Annotated in this window: 16 protein-coding genes; 12 read left to right on the plus strand and 4 right to left on the minus strand. The window is 62.2% G+C overall.

Features of this window, described 5'->3' with window-relative positions:
• Positions 1 to 46: 46 nt before the first annotated feature.
• On the minus strand, positions 47 to 550 hold the full coding sequence (locus LB555_RS07530; RefSeq protein ID WP_140726830.1) for a SixA phosphatase family protein: 504 nt from the start codon (positions 548 to 550) through the stop codon (positions 47 to 49).
• Positions 551 to 825: 275 nt separating this feature from the next.
• On the opposite strand from LB555_RS07530, the gene dksA reads away from it, so the two are divergent.
• The gene (dksA, locus tag LB555_RS07535) at positions 826 to 1,242 is read left to right on the plus strand and encodes an RNA polymerase-binding protein DksA (RefSeq protein ID WP_015317688.1); all 417 of its coding nucleotides are present in this window, start codon (positions 826 to 828) and stop codon (positions 1,240 to 1,242) included.
• Positions 1,243 to 1,388: 146 nt separating this feature from the next.
• Here the strand turns inward: dksA and LB555_RS07540 are convergent, their stop codons facing one another.
• Positions 1,389 to 2,141, minus strand: a complete 753-nt coding sequence (locus tag LB555_RS07540; protein WP_224682574.1) for a flagellar biosynthetic protein FliO — start codon at positions 2,139 to 2,141, stop codon at positions 1,389 to 1,391.
• Positions 2,142 to 2,470: 329 nt separating this feature from the next.
• Here LB555_RS07540 and cckA point away from each other — a divergent pair, with 329 nt between their 5' ends.
• Together cckA and LB555_RS07550 are read left to right on the plus strand one after the other, a co-directional pair.
• Positions 2,471 to 5,047 (plus strand): cell cycle histidine kinase CckA, encoded by a 2,577-nt coding sequence (gene cckA, locus LB555_RS07545; protein WP_224682694.1) that lies wholly within the window; start codon positions 2,471 to 2,473, stop codon positions 5,045 to 5,047.
• 86 nt (positions 5,048 to 5,133) lie between these two features.
• A complete protein-coding gene (locus tag LB555_RS07550) occupies positions 5,134 to 5,847 on the plus strand; it encodes a DeoD-type purine-nucleoside phosphorylase (protein ID WP_140726833.1) in 714 nt (237 codons plus the stop codon).
• Here the strand turns inward: LB555_RS07550 and LB555_RS07555 are convergent.
• Positions 5,844 to 6,143 carry a ribbon-helix-helix domain-containing protein gene (locus LB555_RS07555; protein WP_015317692.1) on the minus strand — a complete coding sequence of 100 codons (300 nt, stop codon included), beginning with the start codon at positions 6,141 to 6,143 and terminating at the stop codon, positions 5,844 to 5,846. The two genes, LB555_RS07550 and LB555_RS07555, sit on opposite strands and share 4 nt — an antisense overlap.
• A 246-nt stretch (positions 6,144 to 6,389) precedes the next feature.
• Here LB555_RS07555 and LB555_RS07560 point away from each other — a divergent pair, with 246 nt between their 5' ends.
• From LB555_RS07560 to LB555_RS07570, 3 genes are all read left to right on the plus strand, one after another.
• The gene (locus LB555_RS07560; RefSeq protein ID WP_015317693.1) at positions 6,390 to 6,785 is read left to right on the plus strand and encodes a VOC family protein; all 396 of its coding nucleotides are present in this window, start codon (positions 6,390 to 6,392) and stop codon (positions 6,783 to 6,785) included.
• 77 nt (positions 6,786 to 6,862) lie between these two features.
• Positions 6,863 to 7,393: a hypothetical protein gene (locus LB555_RS07565; RefSeq protein WP_015317694.1), complete on the plus strand. Its 531-nt coding sequence runs from the start codon at positions 6,863 to 6,865 to the stop codon at positions 7,391 to 7,393.
• Between the two features lie 46 nt (positions 7,394 to 7,439).
• Positions 7,440 to 9,011, plus strand: coding sequence for a GMC family oxidoreductase (locus LB555_RS07570; RefSeq protein ID WP_224682575.1), 1,572 nt, complete (start codon positions 7,440 to 7,442; stop codon positions 9,009 to 9,011).
• A 156-nt stretch (positions 9,012 to 9,167) separates the two neighbouring features.
• Here LB555_RS07570 and LB555_RS07575 read toward each other — a convergent pair whose 3' ends face one another.
• Complete coding sequence (locus LB555_RS07575) at positions 9,168 to 9,578, minus strand: hypothetical protein (RefSeq protein WP_224682576.1); 411 nt, start codon at positions 9,576 to 9,578, stop codon at positions 9,168 to 9,170.
• Positions 9,579 to 9,922: 344 nt separating this feature from the next.
• Here LB555_RS07575 and urtA point away from each other — a divergent pair, with 344 nt between their 5' ends.
• The 6 genes from urtA to LB555_RS07605 all read left to right on the plus strand — a co-directional run bounded on the left by urtA (position 9,923) and on the right by LB555_RS07605 (position 16,118).
• Positions 9,923 to 11,203: an urea ABC transporter substrate-binding protein gene (urtA, locus tag LB555_RS07580; RefSeq protein WP_224682695.1), complete on the plus strand. Its 1,281-nt coding sequence runs from the start codon at positions 9,923 to 9,925 to the stop codon at positions 11,201 to 11,203.
• 110 nt (positions 11,204 to 11,313) lie between these two features.
• Positions 11,314 to 12,930, plus strand: a complete 1,617-nt coding sequence (urtB, locus tag LB555_RS07585) for an urea ABC transporter permease subunit UrtB (RefSeq protein ID WP_224682577.1) — start codon at positions 11,314 to 11,316, stop codon at positions 12,928 to 12,930.
• A complete protein-coding gene (gene urtC, locus LB555_RS07590; protein ID WP_015317699.1) occupies positions 12,927 to 14,162 on the plus strand; it encodes an urea ABC transporter permease subunit UrtC in 1,236 nt (411 codons plus the stop codon). Before urtB ends, urtC begins: the two co-directional genes overlap by 4 nt.
• Positions 14,163 to 14,168: 6 nt before the next feature.
• Entirely contained in the window at positions 14,169 to 14,915 is a 747-nt protein-coding gene (gene urtD / locus LB555_RS07595) for an urea ABC transporter ATP-binding protein UrtD (RefSeq protein ID WP_015317700.1), read from the plus strand.
• Positions 14,916 to 14,984: 69 nt separating this feature from the next.
• The gene (urtE, locus tag LB555_RS07600) at positions 14,985 to 15,680 is read left to right on the plus strand and encodes an urea ABC transporter ATP-binding subunit UrtE (protein ID WP_015317701.1); all 696 of its coding nucleotides are present in this window, start codon (positions 14,985 to 14,987) and stop codon (positions 15,678 to 15,680) included.
• A gap of 261 nt (positions 15,681 to 15,941) precedes the next feature.
• On the plus strand, positions 15,942 to 16,118 hold the full coding sequence (locus LB555_RS07605) for a hypothetical protein (RefSeq protein ID WP_013531844.1): 177 nt from the start codon (positions 15,942 to 15,944) through the stop codon (positions 16,116 to 16,118).
• Positions 16,119 to 16,146 lie beyond the last annotated feature (28 nt).

Here is a 16,146-nt window from a genome sequence, read left to right on the forward strand (position 1 = left end):
ATATAGGCGCTGGAACCCGGCTTTGAAATGGCGCTGGAAATCGGCATCAGGGATCTGCCGGTGTCAGGAACGCTTCAAGATAACCCGCTCCCTGGGTCGCTTTCGCCAGATCGCCGGGGAAACGGACGACCGCGAGGCCCGTGGTTGGAAAGCCGTGATTGAGCATTGCCCGCTCCGGCTCGCCGCCATCGCCCGAAACCGCCATGGCGAGATCCTCCGTCATCGGGTTGTGGCCTATGACCAGCAATGAACCGGGTCCGCCATGATCCCGGACGAGGCGGAGATAGCAGGCCGCGTCCTCGCTGTAGAGCGCGTCCAAAAACAGCACCTTGCCTGTGTCGGTCTGGCCGGCCAGACCCTCGAGGGTTTCCCTGGCGCGTTTGGCGTTGGAACACAGCGTCAGGTCCGGCACATAGGAGCGGGAACGCATCGCGGTCCCCATTTTTTCGGCATCGGCGCGGCCGGATGCGTCCAATGGACGATCGAAATCACGCATGCCTGGCAAGGCCCAACCGGCCTTGGCGTGTCGCAACAGATAAAGCCTGCTCACCCAACCTCCAACGGTGCCCGAGAGCTGAAGTCCTGCCGCGATTAGCCACGAGAAAAGCCGCACGCACAATGGTGCGCGTGCTTCAGCGCGGCGAATCACTTGCAGGGCGATGGGCGAGGATCGTCGTACTTTCGCCATCAAAACAGATTTATGCCGCTCCGGAGAAGGCTGGAGACGCACTTTAACAATTGCGTGAGTCGGTGGCTGATTGCGCTTGTGCAGGCGTCTGGTGGCGAATATATAGGCGCCAAATTTGGGGCTGTTGGGTGAGTCGAATGAACGACATCGTTACCGCCGATTACGTACCCTCCGAAGACGAGCCGTTCATGAACGAACGGCAGAAATCCTACTTCCGCCAGAAGCTCGTCACCTGGAAAAATGACATCTTGCGCGAGGCGCGCGAAACCCTCGAAATCCTGCAGCAGGAAAACGCCAACCATCCCGACCTCGCCGACCGCGCCTCTTCGGAAACCGACCGCGCCATCGAGCTCAGGGCCCGCGACCGTCAGCGGAAACTCATCTCAAAGATCGATTCGGCGCTGCAGCGCATCGATGAAGGCACTTACGGCTATTGCGAAGAAACCGGTGAGCCGATCGCCTTGAAGCGGCTCGACGCGCGCCCGATCGCCACCTTGTCGATCGAAGCGCAAGAACGGCATGAGCGCCGTGAAAAAGTCTATCGCGACGACTGATGGACCGCCTTTGCATTGATTTCCAAATGGCCGGTTATCCGGCCATTTCTGTTCGATGCGTGCCACCTTCAATAGATTTGAACACGCTTGAACGCCGGCCAGCCTAGTCACTGGCAGGCGACAGTTCATCTCTTGACCTAGGCAGTTCATCTCTTTTGGCTTGAAAGTTCGCCCAACAGCCTGGTCATTTCATCGTCGAGCGAGGGCGGCGCCTTGGCTGCCGGTTTGCCCACCGGGCCGCCGGAGCGGGGCTGGTCGAGCGAAACCTCGAGTTCTTTCATCAGCGTGTCGTCGATGCTGTCCTGCGTCGGCGGTGGCGGCGTGTGCCTGGCGGCATTGACGTTGGCGGAGCCATAGGCAGGCAGCGGCGTGACATTGGTCGATTGATAGGTTTGCGCCGCTGGTTTCGGTGCGGGCGCCGGAGCCGGTGGTGGCGCCGCCGGACGCTGGCGGGCAGGCCGTGCCATGGCCACCGGCTGCGGAGCGGGTGCTTGTCTCGGAGGCACGGGAGCGGGCTGCGGCGACCGAGGCTTCGCAGCCGGGGCGGCGGCCGCCGGGACAGGCTGCAGGCCGCCATCTCCAGTCAACGCCGGACGGCGCGGCGCGGCGAGGCGGATGTCACGTTCGACAACGACGTCGGTCGGGCCGCCGATCAGAAGCAGATGTTCGATGTCGTCGCGTCGCACCAGCACCAGTCGGCGATGGCTGTCGACGGCGGTTGCGTCCATGACGGCGAGCCGCGTCTTGCGGTTGCGGCCGCCGGCGACAAACGTGCCGAAGGTCAGGTTGCGCACGAGCCTGACGATGACGAGAACGATGACCAGCAGGATCAGCGCCGCGAAGGTCCACAGGAGTGCCGCCGCATAACCGGGACCCGCCACGCTATCCAGCCACTGCATTGGTTTCCCCCGAACGGTTTGGAAAGTGGACGCGACACTAGACCGTTGCGACTGGCTACCGCAAGTTGCCTTTCACGCATCGTGAACAGCTTGAAACACAGGGAAGGCCAGCCGACAGCATTTTTATCCGACATTTGCCGCCCGGGCCTTTTCCAGACCAGGAGAATGTGATTCAACCGGCTAAAGCGCGTCGCGCTGAAACGGATTCATGCGGCGCGTTTCAGGTCCGTGTTTTTCATGCATGTCGTTTTCCCAAAACCGAAGTCATTTTTGGGCGACATGCATTGGGGGCGGGTGTCGGAACATCGGATTTCATGAGCAGGGGGCATATGGCCAAGGAAGCGCGCGGCGATTTCTATCCGGCACCGATCGTCGACCAGAATACGCGACCGGGCGCGGTCACCCGGCTTATCATCTTCATCGTCGTCCTGACGGGCGCCGCAATCGTCTTCGGCCTTTTCCGCGAGCGCCTCGGCGATCCGTTCCTGCTCGGCATGCTCGGCGTACTGGCGATGATCGGTGTCGGCTTCCTGTTCGCGACCGCGATCGGCTTCGTGCAGATCACACCGCGCTCCACGGGCGACGAACTGTCCAAGGCCTTCGTCGATTCGATGTCGCAGGGCCTGCTGGTCACGGACACCAAGGGTCGCGTCGTCTACGCCAACCGCGCCTATGCCGATATGACCGGCGCCTCATCGGCCGCTGACCTGAAGACGGTCGAAGGATTGCTCTCCGATGTCCCCGAAGCCTCGGTGACCATTTACCGGCTGGCGTCCGGCTTGCGTGACGGGCAGCCGGGCGACGGCGAGTTCCGGCTCGCGCAATCGATCCGGCCCGGCGCCGAACCGGGCGCGCGCTGGTACCGGGCACGCGCCCGCGCGTTCAGCGTCCCGGGCCAGCGGCTGCCGATGCTGGCCTGGCAGCTCGCCGACATTTCGCAAGAGCGGGCCGAGCAGGAGCGTTTCTTCCTCGATCTGCAGAAGGCAATCGACCACCTCGACCACGCGCCGGCCGGCTTCTTTTCGGCCGACCAGGACGGCCGGGTCACCTACATCAACGCCACGCTCGCCGGATGGCTGGGCATCGATCTCGCCAGCTTCACCCCCGGTGCCGTCGCCTTGCCCGATATTGTTGCCGGCGGCGGCATGGCGCTGGTGCGCTCCGTCAAGGCGGACCCCGGGACGACGCGCAATGCGGTCATCGATCTCGACTTGACGACGATGACCGGCGAGGCGCTGCCGGTGCGCTTCATGCATCGCGTTTCGGCCAGCCGTGAGGGCGTCGGCGGGCCAACCCGCACCATCGTGCTCAACCGCACACAGGGCGAGGATGCCTCGGCCGACCTGCGCGCCTCGGAAGTGCGCTTCACCCGCTTCTTCAATTCGACGCCGATGGCGATTGCCGGTGTCGATGCCAGCGGGCGCATCCTGCGCACAAACGCACCGTTCCTGTCGCTGTTTTCCTCGGTCGTCGACCGCGATGCCGTGGATCGCCGCGTGCGGCTCGACACGGTGATCCATGACCGCGACCGGCCGGCCTTTGCCGCGGCTTTCGAGAAAGCCCGACAGCGGCAGGCCGACATCGATCCGATCGAGACCGTGCTGCCCGGCAATGATGAGCGGCATATCCGTTTCTACGTCAACGCCGTGGCCGATGGCACCGGCGGCGAAGGAGCCGAGGAAGCGGCCATCGTCTACGCCGTCGAGACGACCGAGCAGAAGGCGCTCGAAGGGCAGATGGCGCAAAGCCAGAAGATGCAGGCCGTCGGCCAGCTCGCCGGTGGCATCGCGCACGACTTCAACAATGTGCTGACCGCCATCATCATGGCGTCCGACCTGCTTTTGACCAATCACCGGCCGTCGGATCCGTCCTTCCCCGACATCATGAACATCAAGCAGAACGCCAATCGCGCGGCCTCCCTGGTCCGGCAGTTGCTGGCCTTCTCGCGCAAGCAGACGCTGCGGCCGGAAGTGCTGAACCTCACCGACGTGCTCGCCGATCTCAGGATGCTGCTTGCCCGGCTGGTCGGCAACGACATCAAGCTCAAGGTCGACCACGGCCGCGACCTGTGGCCGGTCAAGGTCGATATCGGGCAGTTCGAGCAAGTGGTGGTCAACCTGGCGGTCAACGCGCGCGACGCGATGCCGGCGGGCGGCGATCTCACCGTGCGCACCCGCAACGTGACCGCCGAGGAATGCAAGAGCTTTCCCTATCGCGAACTCGCGGCCGCCGACTATGTGGTGGTCGAAGTCGAGGATACGGGTTCAGGCATCGCGCCCGACGTGCTGAAGAAGATCTTCGAGCCGTTCTTCACCACCAAGGAGGTCGGCAAGGGCACGGGCCTTGGCCTGTCCATGGTCTACGGCATCATCAAGCAGACCGGCGGTTTCATTTTCTGCGATTCCGAAGTCGGCAAGGGGTCCACCTTCCGCATCTTCCTGCCGCGTCACATCGTGGAAGCGAAAACGGCAGCCGAAGCCGGTGAAGCGCCGGCGGCAGCGGCAGTCAAACTGGCCGATAGCACCAAGGATCTGTCCGGGTCGGCGACGGTCCTGCTGGTCGAGGATGAGGATGCCGTGCGCATGGGCGGCATGCGGGCACTGACCTCGCGCGGCTATACCGTTCACGAGGCATCCTCGGGCGTCGAGGCGCTGGAAGTGTTCGAAGCGCTGGGCGGCAAGGTCGACATCGTCGTTTCCGACGTGGTGATGCCGGAAATGGACGGGCCGACCCTGCTCGGTGAGTTGCGCAAACGCCAGCCGGACATCAAGTTCGTTTTCGTCTCCGGCTATGCCGAGGACGCTTTCGCCAGGAACCTGCCGGCGGAGGCGCATTTCGGCTTCCTGCCAAAGCCGTTCTCGCTCAAGCAACTGGCCACGATCGTCAAGGATGTCCTTGAATCCTAGGTGCTTCCAATGCCGCGCTCTTGCACAACGCCGTAACAACGCCATGATTGTTGAAAATACAGCAGGCGGGCTTGGGGGAGCGGCTGTTGACGCCACACATCGAGGCAGGCAAGGGCGATTACGCCGACACGGTTTTGTTGCCGGGCGACCCGCAGCGCGCGGAGTGGATGGCGCAGACATTCCTGGAGGCATCGCGCTGCGTCAATCGCCGACGCGGCGCTCTCGGCTTTACCGGCTTGTTTCGCGGCAAGCCTGTCAGCATTCAGGCGACGGGCATCGGCGTTTCATCCTTCCTGATCTACGCCCATGAACTGCTTGACTTTTATGGCGTCCGAACACTGATCCGCACCGGTACCTGCGGCAGCCTGAGCGCCGAGGCAAAGCTGCGCAGCCTTGTGATCTCGCAATCGGCACGGCCTGAAAATACCGAGAGCGGTCGAGTTTTTGGCCTTTACGTAGCCGATGTTGGCCCGGATCCGGCGCTGCTGGCTAGCGCATTGAGCAAGGCAGCCGCACTTGGCATCGACCACCACGCCGGCCTGACAGCCTGCACCGATATATTCTACCATCCTGAAGCGCGTGCCCGTTATGCCGACGCAAGGGCGCTCGGGGCGCTGGCGGTAGACATGGAAACCAGCGCTCTCTATCGCATATCGGCCCATTTCGGCGCGAGGGCGTTGTCGCTGCTGACCGTCGTCGACAATCTGCTTACCGGCGAACAGACCGACTATTCCGAACGCCAGGCGCTTTTCACGGACATGAGCCGGCTCGCGCTCGAAGTCGCCACGGAAGGGCGCTAGGCGGCCTCTCGCTTCAACACCTCCTCCATGGATGGTCGGTGGCCGCGTAGATAGAGTGCGCAAGTGGTGCGCAGCATCGACGCGAAATTAGGGATCTCGCCGTTGATCTCGATGGCTTCGTCGTAGAGCTTCGAGATGAATTTCGGCGTCGTCAGGTTCTGGCTTTCGGCGATTTCGTCGAGCAAGGCCCAGAACGTGACCTCGAGCTGGATGCTCGTCGAATGTCCGTCAATGCGGATCGACCGGTTGATCTGACGATAGCCTTCCGGATCCTGTGCGGCAAAGACTCTGCACATCGTTACCTCCCGTTTTTGTTGGTCTTGGGCGCCGACGGGGCGGTCGGTGCCTTTTGAACACTGCCTGCGGTTTCATCATCGACCGGAAGGTCGTCAACGGCAATCAGACTTTCGTCCTTGGCAGACTTACGTCCTTGGGATGGGCATATCCGTTTTTCCAACCCCATGCGTGGTAGTCGGCTGCCACCACCTTTCTTCGCCGGCGCGCATAATCACCTTCGAAAGCATGAAGCTGCGGAGTCTGATTTGGCGAAGGCAATCCACACCATGATCCGGGTTCTCGACGAAGCCCGCTCCATCGATTTCTACACCCGGGCATTCGGCCTTGAGGTCGCCCAACGACTGGACTTCGAGACCTTCACGCTGGTCTACCTCAGCAATGCCGATGCGCCTTTCGAGGTTGAGTTGACCGTCAACAAGGGGCGCGCGGAGCCCTATGCGCTGGGCGATGGCTACGGTCACCTCGCGGTCTCGGTCGCCGATCTCGACAGCGAACATGATCGGCTCGGCGCTCTCGGCCTCAATCCGAAGAAGATTGTCGAATTCAGCCGCGACGGGTCGCTCATCGCCCGCTTCTTCTTCATCGAGGACCCCGACGGCTACAAGGTCGAGGTCCTGCAGCGCGGAGGGCGCTTCCAATAGGGACAACCGGCCGCGCGGACCGGCGCGGCGCCAGCAACGGCACTCTTCGAGTGCGAACAGCAAGCAGGGAGGAAAACATGGTCACGATCCACGAGGGGAAGCCCGGGCTTTCACGGCGCGAACTTCTCAAACGCGGCGGCGTCGGCGCGCTGCTCGTCATTTCCGGCAGCGCCGTCATCAGTCCGCAACATGCCTGGGGGCTGGAAACCTCGGCTCTGAAGCCCGAGACAATGGCGACGCTGATCCAGCTGGCGCGCGATATCTACCCACATGACCAGGTCCCTGACAAATATTACGCCGTGGCGGTCAAGGGCCATGACGAGATGGCCGCCAAGGACAAGGCTCACAAGGAGCTTATCGAAAACGGGATCGCCGATCTCGACAAGAGAGCCGGCGAGGGCGGTTATCGCGGGCTCGGCTGGGAGGAGCAGCGGGTCGCGCTGCTCAGGGACATTGAGGGTACGGCCTTCTTCCAGGCGGTTCGCGGCGGTCTTGTCGTCAGCCTCTACAACCAGAAGGAGGTCTGGCCGATCTTCGGCTACGAGGGCGAATCCTATTCCAAGGGCGGCTACATCGCGCGGGGATTCAGCGACATCGAGTGGCTCTGACCCGCTTCGCCCAAACCGCATTCAATTGATTTCATGGGAGGAAACCATGGCAGCAGCATTTGATCTGAAAAACGACGGCGTGGTCGTCATCATCGGCTCCGGCGCCGGCGGCGGCACGCTCGGCAACGAGCTGGCGCAGAAGGGCATCGACGTCGTCATTCTCGAGGCCGGTGCCCGCCACGAATATGAGGACTTCATCAACGACGAGTGGGATTCGTTCGCTCAGCTCGCCTGGACGGACAAGCGCACCACATCCGGCGATTGGCGCGTGGCCAAGGATCTTCCCAACCTTCCGGCCTGGATCGTCAAGTCGGTCGGCGGCTCGACCACGCACTGGGCGGGCGCATCGCTGCGCTTCCAGGAGCATGAGTTCAAGACGCTGTCGACCTACGGCAAGCTGGAAGGCGCCAACCTTTTGGATTGGCCGGTGACGCTGGCCGAGATGGAGCCCTACTACGCCAAGGCGGAAGCCAAGATGGGCGTCACCGGCACCAATGGCTGGCCACGCCTGCCGGGCAACAACAATTTCAAGGTGCTGAAGGCCGGCGCCGACAAGCTCGGCTACAAGGAATGCCATACCGGCAACATGGCGATCAACTCGGTGGAGCGCGACGACCGCAATTCCTGCCAGCAGACCGGCTTCTGCTTCCAGGGCTGCAAATGGGGCGCCAAATGGTCGACGCTCTATACCGAAATCCCGAAGGGCGAGGCGACCGGCCACCTCGAGGTCCGGCCGAACGCCATGGCGATCAAGATCAACCATGACGCCTCTGGAAAGGTCACCGGCGTCGTCTATGCCGACAAGGACGGCAAGCTGCAGGAGCAGAAGGCCCGCATCGTGGCGGTCGCCGGCAATTCGATCGAGAGCCCGCGCCTGCTGCTCAATTCCGAATCAGCCAAGTTCCCGCACGGCCTTGCCAACTCGTCGGGGCAGGTGGGCAAGAACTACATGCGGCATACCACGGGATCGGTCTATGCCATCTTCGACAAGCCAGTGCACATGTATCGCGGCACAACCATGGCCGGCATCATCCGTGATGAGGCGCGCCATGATCCGTCACGCGGTTTTGTCGGCGGTTACGAGTTCGAGACGCTGTCGCTCGGCCTGCCCTTCATGGCTGCCTTCCTGAACCCTGGCGGCTGGGGGCGTTCCTTCACCACCGCGCTCGACCACTACGACCACATGGCCGGCCTGTGGATCGTCGGTGAGGACATGCCGCGCGAGGAGAACCGCATCACGCTGCATGGCGACGAGAAGGACGAGCACGGCATGCCGATCGCCGATGTGCATTTCGACGACCATGCCAACGACACGGCAATGCGCAATCATGCCTACAAGCAGGCCACGGCGCTTTACGATGCGGTCGGCGCCACACGCACTTTCCCGACGCCACCCTATCCCTCGACGCACAATCTCGGCACCAACCGGATGAGCGAGAAGGCCGCCGACGGCGTCGTCAACAAGCATGGCCAGGCACACGACATCAAGAACCTGTTCGTGTCGGACGGCAGCCAGTTCACGACGGGTGCGGCCGAAAACCCGACCCTGACCATCGTGTCGCTGGCGATCCGCCAGGCCGACTATATCGCCGCGCAGATGTCGGCGAAAACCATCTGACCTCCCGACTGCCTGCTGGCGCGGAACTTGACCAGTTCCGCGCCTTTTTTTCATGGCCTCAGGCGCCGACCGGCTGGCGGTCCTTCGGCAACATCCAGATGAGATGAGAAGACGGGCAGGGTTGCAGACCGAGGCGGTGTCATTGCCAGGGAAGATCTATTGATTGCTTCCCCTGGTGCAGGTCGTGGCGGTGAAGGCGCCGTCGGGCTGCTTCATGATGATGTCGAAGGAGGGCGGACTCTGGCCGTCCAGCGTTGCCTGGGTGAGCGAGAGCGAGTTGCCGCCGGTGGTGTAACCGCCAACTGGTCCCAGCCAGGAGATCACGCCGTTTGCATCCATCTGATAGTTGTAGCCCTGCTGCTGCGCGGTCCCGAACGTGACCGGGCCGCTATAGACGTTTCCCTTGATGGTGATGTCGCCGAGGTTGAGGAACATGCCGAGCAGGTAGGCCTCGCAGTGATAGATGCCGTCGGGCATCCTGCCGTCGCTGAAGTCGGCTCGGGCCGCTCCGGTTGCCGCCGCCAGAGCCACTATGCCGATGAATATGCGTGAAATGGCTGATGTCATGATGCCGTCCGCTTGAACGACCAAGCTTGCCCTATTTTTGCGCCGCGCCGCAACATTTGCTGTCGGCGATCTCCCTCCGAGATCAAAATATAGGCATCTAAAGAAAATGATCAAAACTTAGGCATATACCTTGTGCATTGCGCAAATTTCCCTCAATCAATTTTTAAGCGGCTCTCTTTGTTTCGTTCAATCTAATATAGCAACGCACTGATAACATGTATCTATTTTGCGCTTTTCCGCATGCCTTCAGTGGTTGGCACGGGGGTTGCTTTGCATAGTCGCGGTGCAATCAAACCAGCTTGGGAGTCTTCCGCATGAGGGGTAATTTCTCGACAATAGCAAAAATGTTCTCGGCGAGCGTAGTTGCCGCCGGCCTGGTGATGTCTGCTCCGGCCAGGGCCGCCGATGATACGATCAAGGTCGGCATTCTTCATTCGCTGTCGGGCACGATGGCGATTTCAGAGACGACGCTGAAGGACGCCATGCTGATGCTCATCGACGAGCAGAACGCCAAGGGCGGCCTGCTCGGCAAGAAGCTCGAGGCGGTCGTCGTCGATCCGGCTTCCAACTGGCCGCTGTTCGCCGAAAAGGCGCGTGAGCTGATCTCGAAGGACAAGGTCGCCGCGGTGTTCGGCTGCTGGACCTCGGTGTCGCGCAAGTCGGTGCTGCCGGTGTTTTCCGAACTCGACAATATCCTGTTCTATCCGGTCCAGTATGAGGGCGAGGAAAGCGAGCGCAACGTCTTCTACACGGGTGCCGCGCCGAACCAGCAGGCCATTCCGGCCGTCGATTACCTGATGAGCGAGGACGGCGGTTCGGTGAAGCGCTGGGTGCTCGAAGGCACCGACTACGTCTATCCGCGCACCACCAACAAGATCCTCGAAGCCTATCTGAAGGCCAAGGGCGTCGCGGCCGAAGACATCATGGTCAACTATACGCCGTTCGGCTTCTCCGACTGGCAGACCGAAGTCTCGGCGATCAAGAAATTCGGCTCGGCCGGCAAGAAGACCGCCGTCGTCTCGACCGTCAATGGCGATGCCAACGTGCCGTTCTACAAGGAACTCGGCAACCAGGGCATCAAGGCCGAGGACATCCCGGTCATGGCCTTCTCGGTCGGCGAGGAAGAGCTGGCCGGTCTCGACACCGCGCCGCTGGTCGGCCATCTCGCCGCCTGGAACTATTTCGAGAGCGTCGATACGCCCGAGAACAAGAAGTTCATCTCCGACTGGCACAAGTTCATCAAGAGCGACAAGCGCACCACCAACGACCCGATGGAAGCCCATTATATCGGCTTCAACATGTGGGTGAAGGCGGTCGAGAAGGCCGGCACCACCGATCCGGACAAGGTCATCGACGCCATGATCGGCGTTTCTGTGCCAAACCTGACCGGCGGCTACTCGACGATGATGCCGAACCATCACATCACCAAGCCGGTGCTGATCGGCGAAATCCAGGCCGACGGCCAGTTCGAAACGGTTTCGCGCACGCCGGGCCTAGTGATGGGCGACGAATGGTCCGACTACCTGCCGGACTCCAAGGATTTGATCTCCGATTGGCGCAAGCCGCTGTCGTGCGGCAACTTCAACGTTGCCACCGGCAAGTGCGGCGGCAAGGGCACAAACTGATCCTCCCCGGGCTGGGCCTTCATGCCAAGCCCAAGACCGCACGCGTCCGGACGGTTTCCTCCACTGTCCGGACGCGCCCATTTCAAACCTTCAAGGGTTAACTCAAGCCGATGACCTTGATCCGCACGATTGGCCTGACGCTGTTGTTCCTGCTGGCGACACTGTCGTCGTCGGGCGCAGGCGAAGCCGATCTGCGCGCCATCATCGCCAAGTTCGCGAGCGCCAAGGGCTTTTCCGAGACCGGAGCCGTCGTGCATGACCTCGCCGCCACCGGCGATCCTTTGGTCGAACACCCGCTTTCGGCACTCGCCGATGGCAATCTCTATATCCGCAAGGCCGATTCCCTGGTCTTCGTCGGCAAGGAAACCGGCGAAAGCGTCCAGCTTTTCGATCCGCTCAGCAGCGAAGCATCCGGCGAGGCGGCCAAGGACGACGTCGCCAAGATCAAGGTCAACAACACACTGCGCCGCGTCATCCGCGATGCGCTCGGCACGTTGACGCTTGGCGCCAAGGATCCGGCTGTGCGGCTGGCCGCCGCCGGCACCATGTTCAAGACGCCCGACGCAGCCAACATCGAGCCACTCGACACGGCGATTGCCGGCGAGACCGTGGCCAGCGTCAAGGCTCTGCTCGAACAGGCCCGTGCGGCCTCGGTGCTTGTTTCCGACAGGCCCGAGGCCGACAAACTCGCCGCGGTCGCCCTGATCGGCGCGCGTGGCGACCGGGACGCGGTTTCGCTGCTCACTTCGGTCGAGGCCAGTGCCTCCGGCGCGGTCAAGGACGCGGCGACGGCAGCGATCGCCAACATCAATTCGACGCTGGCCCTGTGGGATGCCGGACAGAACATCTGGTACGGGATTTCGCTGGGTTCCGTGCTGCTGCTGGCAGCGATCGGGCTTGCCATCACCTTCGGCGTCATGGGCGTCATCAACATGGCGCATGGCGAGATGGTGATGCTTGGCGCCTATACGACCTTCGTCGTCCAGCAGGTGATCCGGACGTCCCTTCCCAGCCTGTTCGACTGGTCGCTGGTGATCGCGCTGCCGCTCGCCTTCCTGGTCGCGGCATTCGTCGGTCTCATCATCGAGCGCGGCGTGATCCGGTTCCTCTACGGCCGGCCGCTGGAGACGCTGCTGGCAACCTGGGGCGTCTCGCTCATCCTGCAGCAGGCGGTGCGCTCGATCTTCGGACCGACCAACCAGGAGGTCGGCAATCCGTCCTGGATGTCCGGCTCCTTCGACGTCGGGCAACTGGCCATCACCTGGAACCGTCTGTGGATTCTGGTGTTCGCGCTCACGGTATTCGGCATGTTGCTCTATGTGATGAAGCGCACGCCCTGGGGGCTGCAGATGCGCGCCGTCACCGCCAACCGGCGCATGGCCGCCTCGATGGGTATCAGGACGCCCTGGGTCGACGCGCTGACCTTCGCGCTGGGATCCGGCATTGCCGGTATCGCCGGCGTCGCGCTCAGCCAGATCGACAATGTCTCGCCCAATCTTGGTCGCGGCTACATCATCGACAGCTTCATGGTGGTCGTCTTCGGCGGTGTCGGCAATCTCTGGGGTACATTGGTCGGCGCCTTTTCGCTCGGCATCGTCAACAAGGTTCTCGAGCCCTATGCCGGCGCGGTGCTCGGCAAGATCGTCGTGCTGGTGCTGATCATCCTGTTCATCCAGAAGCGCCCGCGAGGCCTGTTCGCGCTCAAGGGCAGGGCGGTGGAAGCATGATATCGGGACGCTTCTTTGCCGCCGGCGCGGATCGCCGCATCGCCATCACCATCTTCATCCTGCTGGCGGTGGCTATAATCGTGCCGGTGCTTAACCTGGCCGTCTCGCCGACAAGCGCCTTCTACATTCCGTCCTACATCGTGGCGCTGACCGGCAAATATCTCTGCTATGCACTGCTGGCGCTCTCGCTCGATCTGGTCTGGGGCTATTGCGGTATCCTCTCGCTCGGCCACGGCGCCTTCTTCGCGCTCGGCGGCTATGCGATGGGAATGTATCTGATGCGCCAGATCGGCTCGCGCGGCGTCTACGGCAACCCGATCCTGCCCGATTTCATGGTGTTCCTGAACTACAAGGAATTGCCCTGGTTCTGGACCGGTTTCGACCATTTCTGGTTCGCCGCCATCATGGTGCTGGCGGTGCCCGGCCTGCTTGCCTTCATCTTCGGCTGGTTCGCCTTCCGCAGCCGCGTCACCGGTGTCTACCTCTCCATCATCACCCAGGCGATGACCTATGCGCTGCTGCTTGCCTTCTTCCGCAACGACATGGGTTTCGGAGGCAATAACGGCCTGACCGATTTCAAGGATATTCTGGGCTTCAACGTGCAGGCCGATACGACCCGTTCGGCACTGTTCGCGGCCAGCGCGGTGATGCTGGCACTCGCCGTTTTCATCACCTGGGCGATCGTCGGCTCCAAATACGGCAAGCTGCTGATGGCCGTGCGCGACGCCGAGAGCCGCACGCGTTTCCTCGGCTGGCGGGCCGAGAACGTAAAGCTGTTCGCTTTTACCGTTTCGGCCGTCATGGCAGGCATTGCCGGCGCGCTCTACGTGCCGCAGGTCGGCATCATCAATCCAGGCGAATTCGAGCCGGCCAATTCGATCGAGGTGGTGATTTGGGCGGCGGTCGGCGGCCGCGGCACCATTGTCGGGCCGATCATCGGCGCGTTGCTGGTCAATGCCGGCAAATCCTGGTTCACCGGCGTGCTGCCGGAATTCTGGCTGTTCGCGCTCGGCGGCCTGTTCGTCGCCGTCACCTTGCTCCTGCCCAAGGGCATCATCGGCATGTGGGACAGCTGGCGCGGCAATGCCAGGGCGCTGCGCGTGGCGTCCCAGGCTGAAGAAGCCGGCGCCGAGGTTGGCATCGCGTCCGCGACCTCGAAGCCCGCTCGCTCGCCGGCGAGAAACCCAGGCGAATGGTCCTGGTCCGACCCCGAACCGCAGGCGGCGGAGTAGGCGACCATGAGCAAATCCAACACTATCCTCTATCTCGACGGCGTCTCGGTGTCCTTCGACGGCTTTCGCGCCATCAACAATCTGTCCCTGGTGCTCGACAAGGGCGAGATGCGCGCCATCATCGGCCCCAACGGCGCCGGCAAGACGACGATGATGGACATCGTCACCGGCAAGACGAGGCCGGATGAAGGCGAAGTGTTCTTCGACGGCCAGGTGGACCTGACCAGGCATGACGAAGCCGAGATCGCCATGATGGGCATCGGCCGCAAATTCCAGAAGCCGACCGTTTTCGAAAGCCACACGATCGAAGAAAACCTGATGCTGGCGCTGAAGGGACCGCGTTCGATCTTCCCGGCGCTGTTCCATCGCCAATCGCCCGCCGAGGCGCGGCAGATCGATGACATCCTTGGCATCATCCGGTTGGGCGACAAGCGCCGCGAACTCGCCGCCAATCTTAGCCACGGCCAGAAACAATGGCTCGAGATCGGCATGCTGCTGGCGCAGGACCCGAAGCTGCTTCTGGTCGACGAGCCGGTGGCCGGCATGACCGATGCCGAGACCGAGGAAACCGCGCGGCTGCTCAGGGATATCGCCCGTGACCACTCGGTCATTGTCGTCGAACACGACATGCATTTCGTCCGCGAACTCGGCGTCAAGGTTACCTGCCTGCATGAAGGCTCGGTGCTCTCGGAAGGGACGCTCGATTTCGTTTCGGCCGACGAGCGCGTCGTCGAAGTCTATCTGGGGAGATGAGCATGCATTGGCGGGTTCAATTCCATCGCTTCGATCTGTCTTTGCTGAGGTTCTGGAGAAGGCGCTGACATGCTCGAGGTTTCCAATGCCACGCTGCACTACGGCGCCGCCCAGGCGTTGCGCGGGGTGTCGCTGAAGGCGGGTGCGGGCAAAATCACCTGCGTGCTCGGCCGCAACGGCGTCGGCAAGACCAGTTTGATGAGATCGATCGTCGGCCATAACCGGCTGACGAGCGGAAGCGTTGCCTTCGAGGGGAAGGCGCTCGACCGGAGCGCGGCGTATGACCGCGCCCGGTCGGGCATCGCATTCGTGCCGCAGGGCAGGGAGATCTTTCCGCTGCTCAGCGTGCGGGAAAATCTCGAGTCCGGCTTCGCGCCCTTGAAGCGCGCCGACCGCAACGTGCCTGCGCACGTCTTCGAGCTGTTTCCGGTGCTGAAGCAGATGCTTGGCCGCCGTGGTGGCGATCTTTCCGGCGGCCAGCAACAGCAGCTCGCCATCGGCAGGGCACTCGTGATGCGGCCGAAGCTGCTGGTGCTCGACGAGCCGACCGAAGGCATCCAGCCCTCTGTCATCAAGGATATCGGCCGCGCCATACGCTATCTGCGCGACCAGGCCGGCATTGCGGTGCTGCTGGTCGAACAGTATCTCGATTTCTGCCGCGAACTCGCCGACGAGGTCAACATCATGGATCGCGGCCAGATCGTCCACACCGGCCCAGCGGAAGATTTAGACCGGGCTGATGTCCGCAAATTCCTCACGGTCTAGAATCGGCGCCAGACTTCATTGAAGATTTGAAGTTATTGGCAAGTCCAATATTTCCTACATCCATCATCTGCGTCTCTGGCACATGCAATATCGCATGCTAGTCTTTTCGTGGCTTTGTGAGTCGGCCGTTTCCGTATCAGTCTGGTCATCGCAGATCGCGGCGCGGCAAAGGCCCTGCAAGTTCCACGCAAGCAAGGCTTCCTAGCTTCCCGATCTGATTGTCGTTCAAACGCGTTTGGGCACACAGGCTAAGGGACAGCCATGGAACGTTACGTCGAGGACTACCAGAAGCGGCGGCTTACCGAACGCGTCGACATCATCGCCGCCATCAACATTCTGAGGTCGCAGGGCTGTGACTACGACGACCTGATCGAGGAGATCACCAAGGTCTTCTATGTCGATCTCGATACCTTCAATGAAATCGTCATGGCGGCCTAATGCATGTCGCCCGGCGGGCTTGGCATGA

This window comes from Mesorhizobium sp. BR-1-1-10 (genome assembly GCF_020165595.1).
Classification (GTDB): Bacteria; Pseudomonadota; Alphaproteobacteria; order Rhizobiales; family Rhizobiaceae; genus Mesorhizobium; species Mesorhizobium australicum.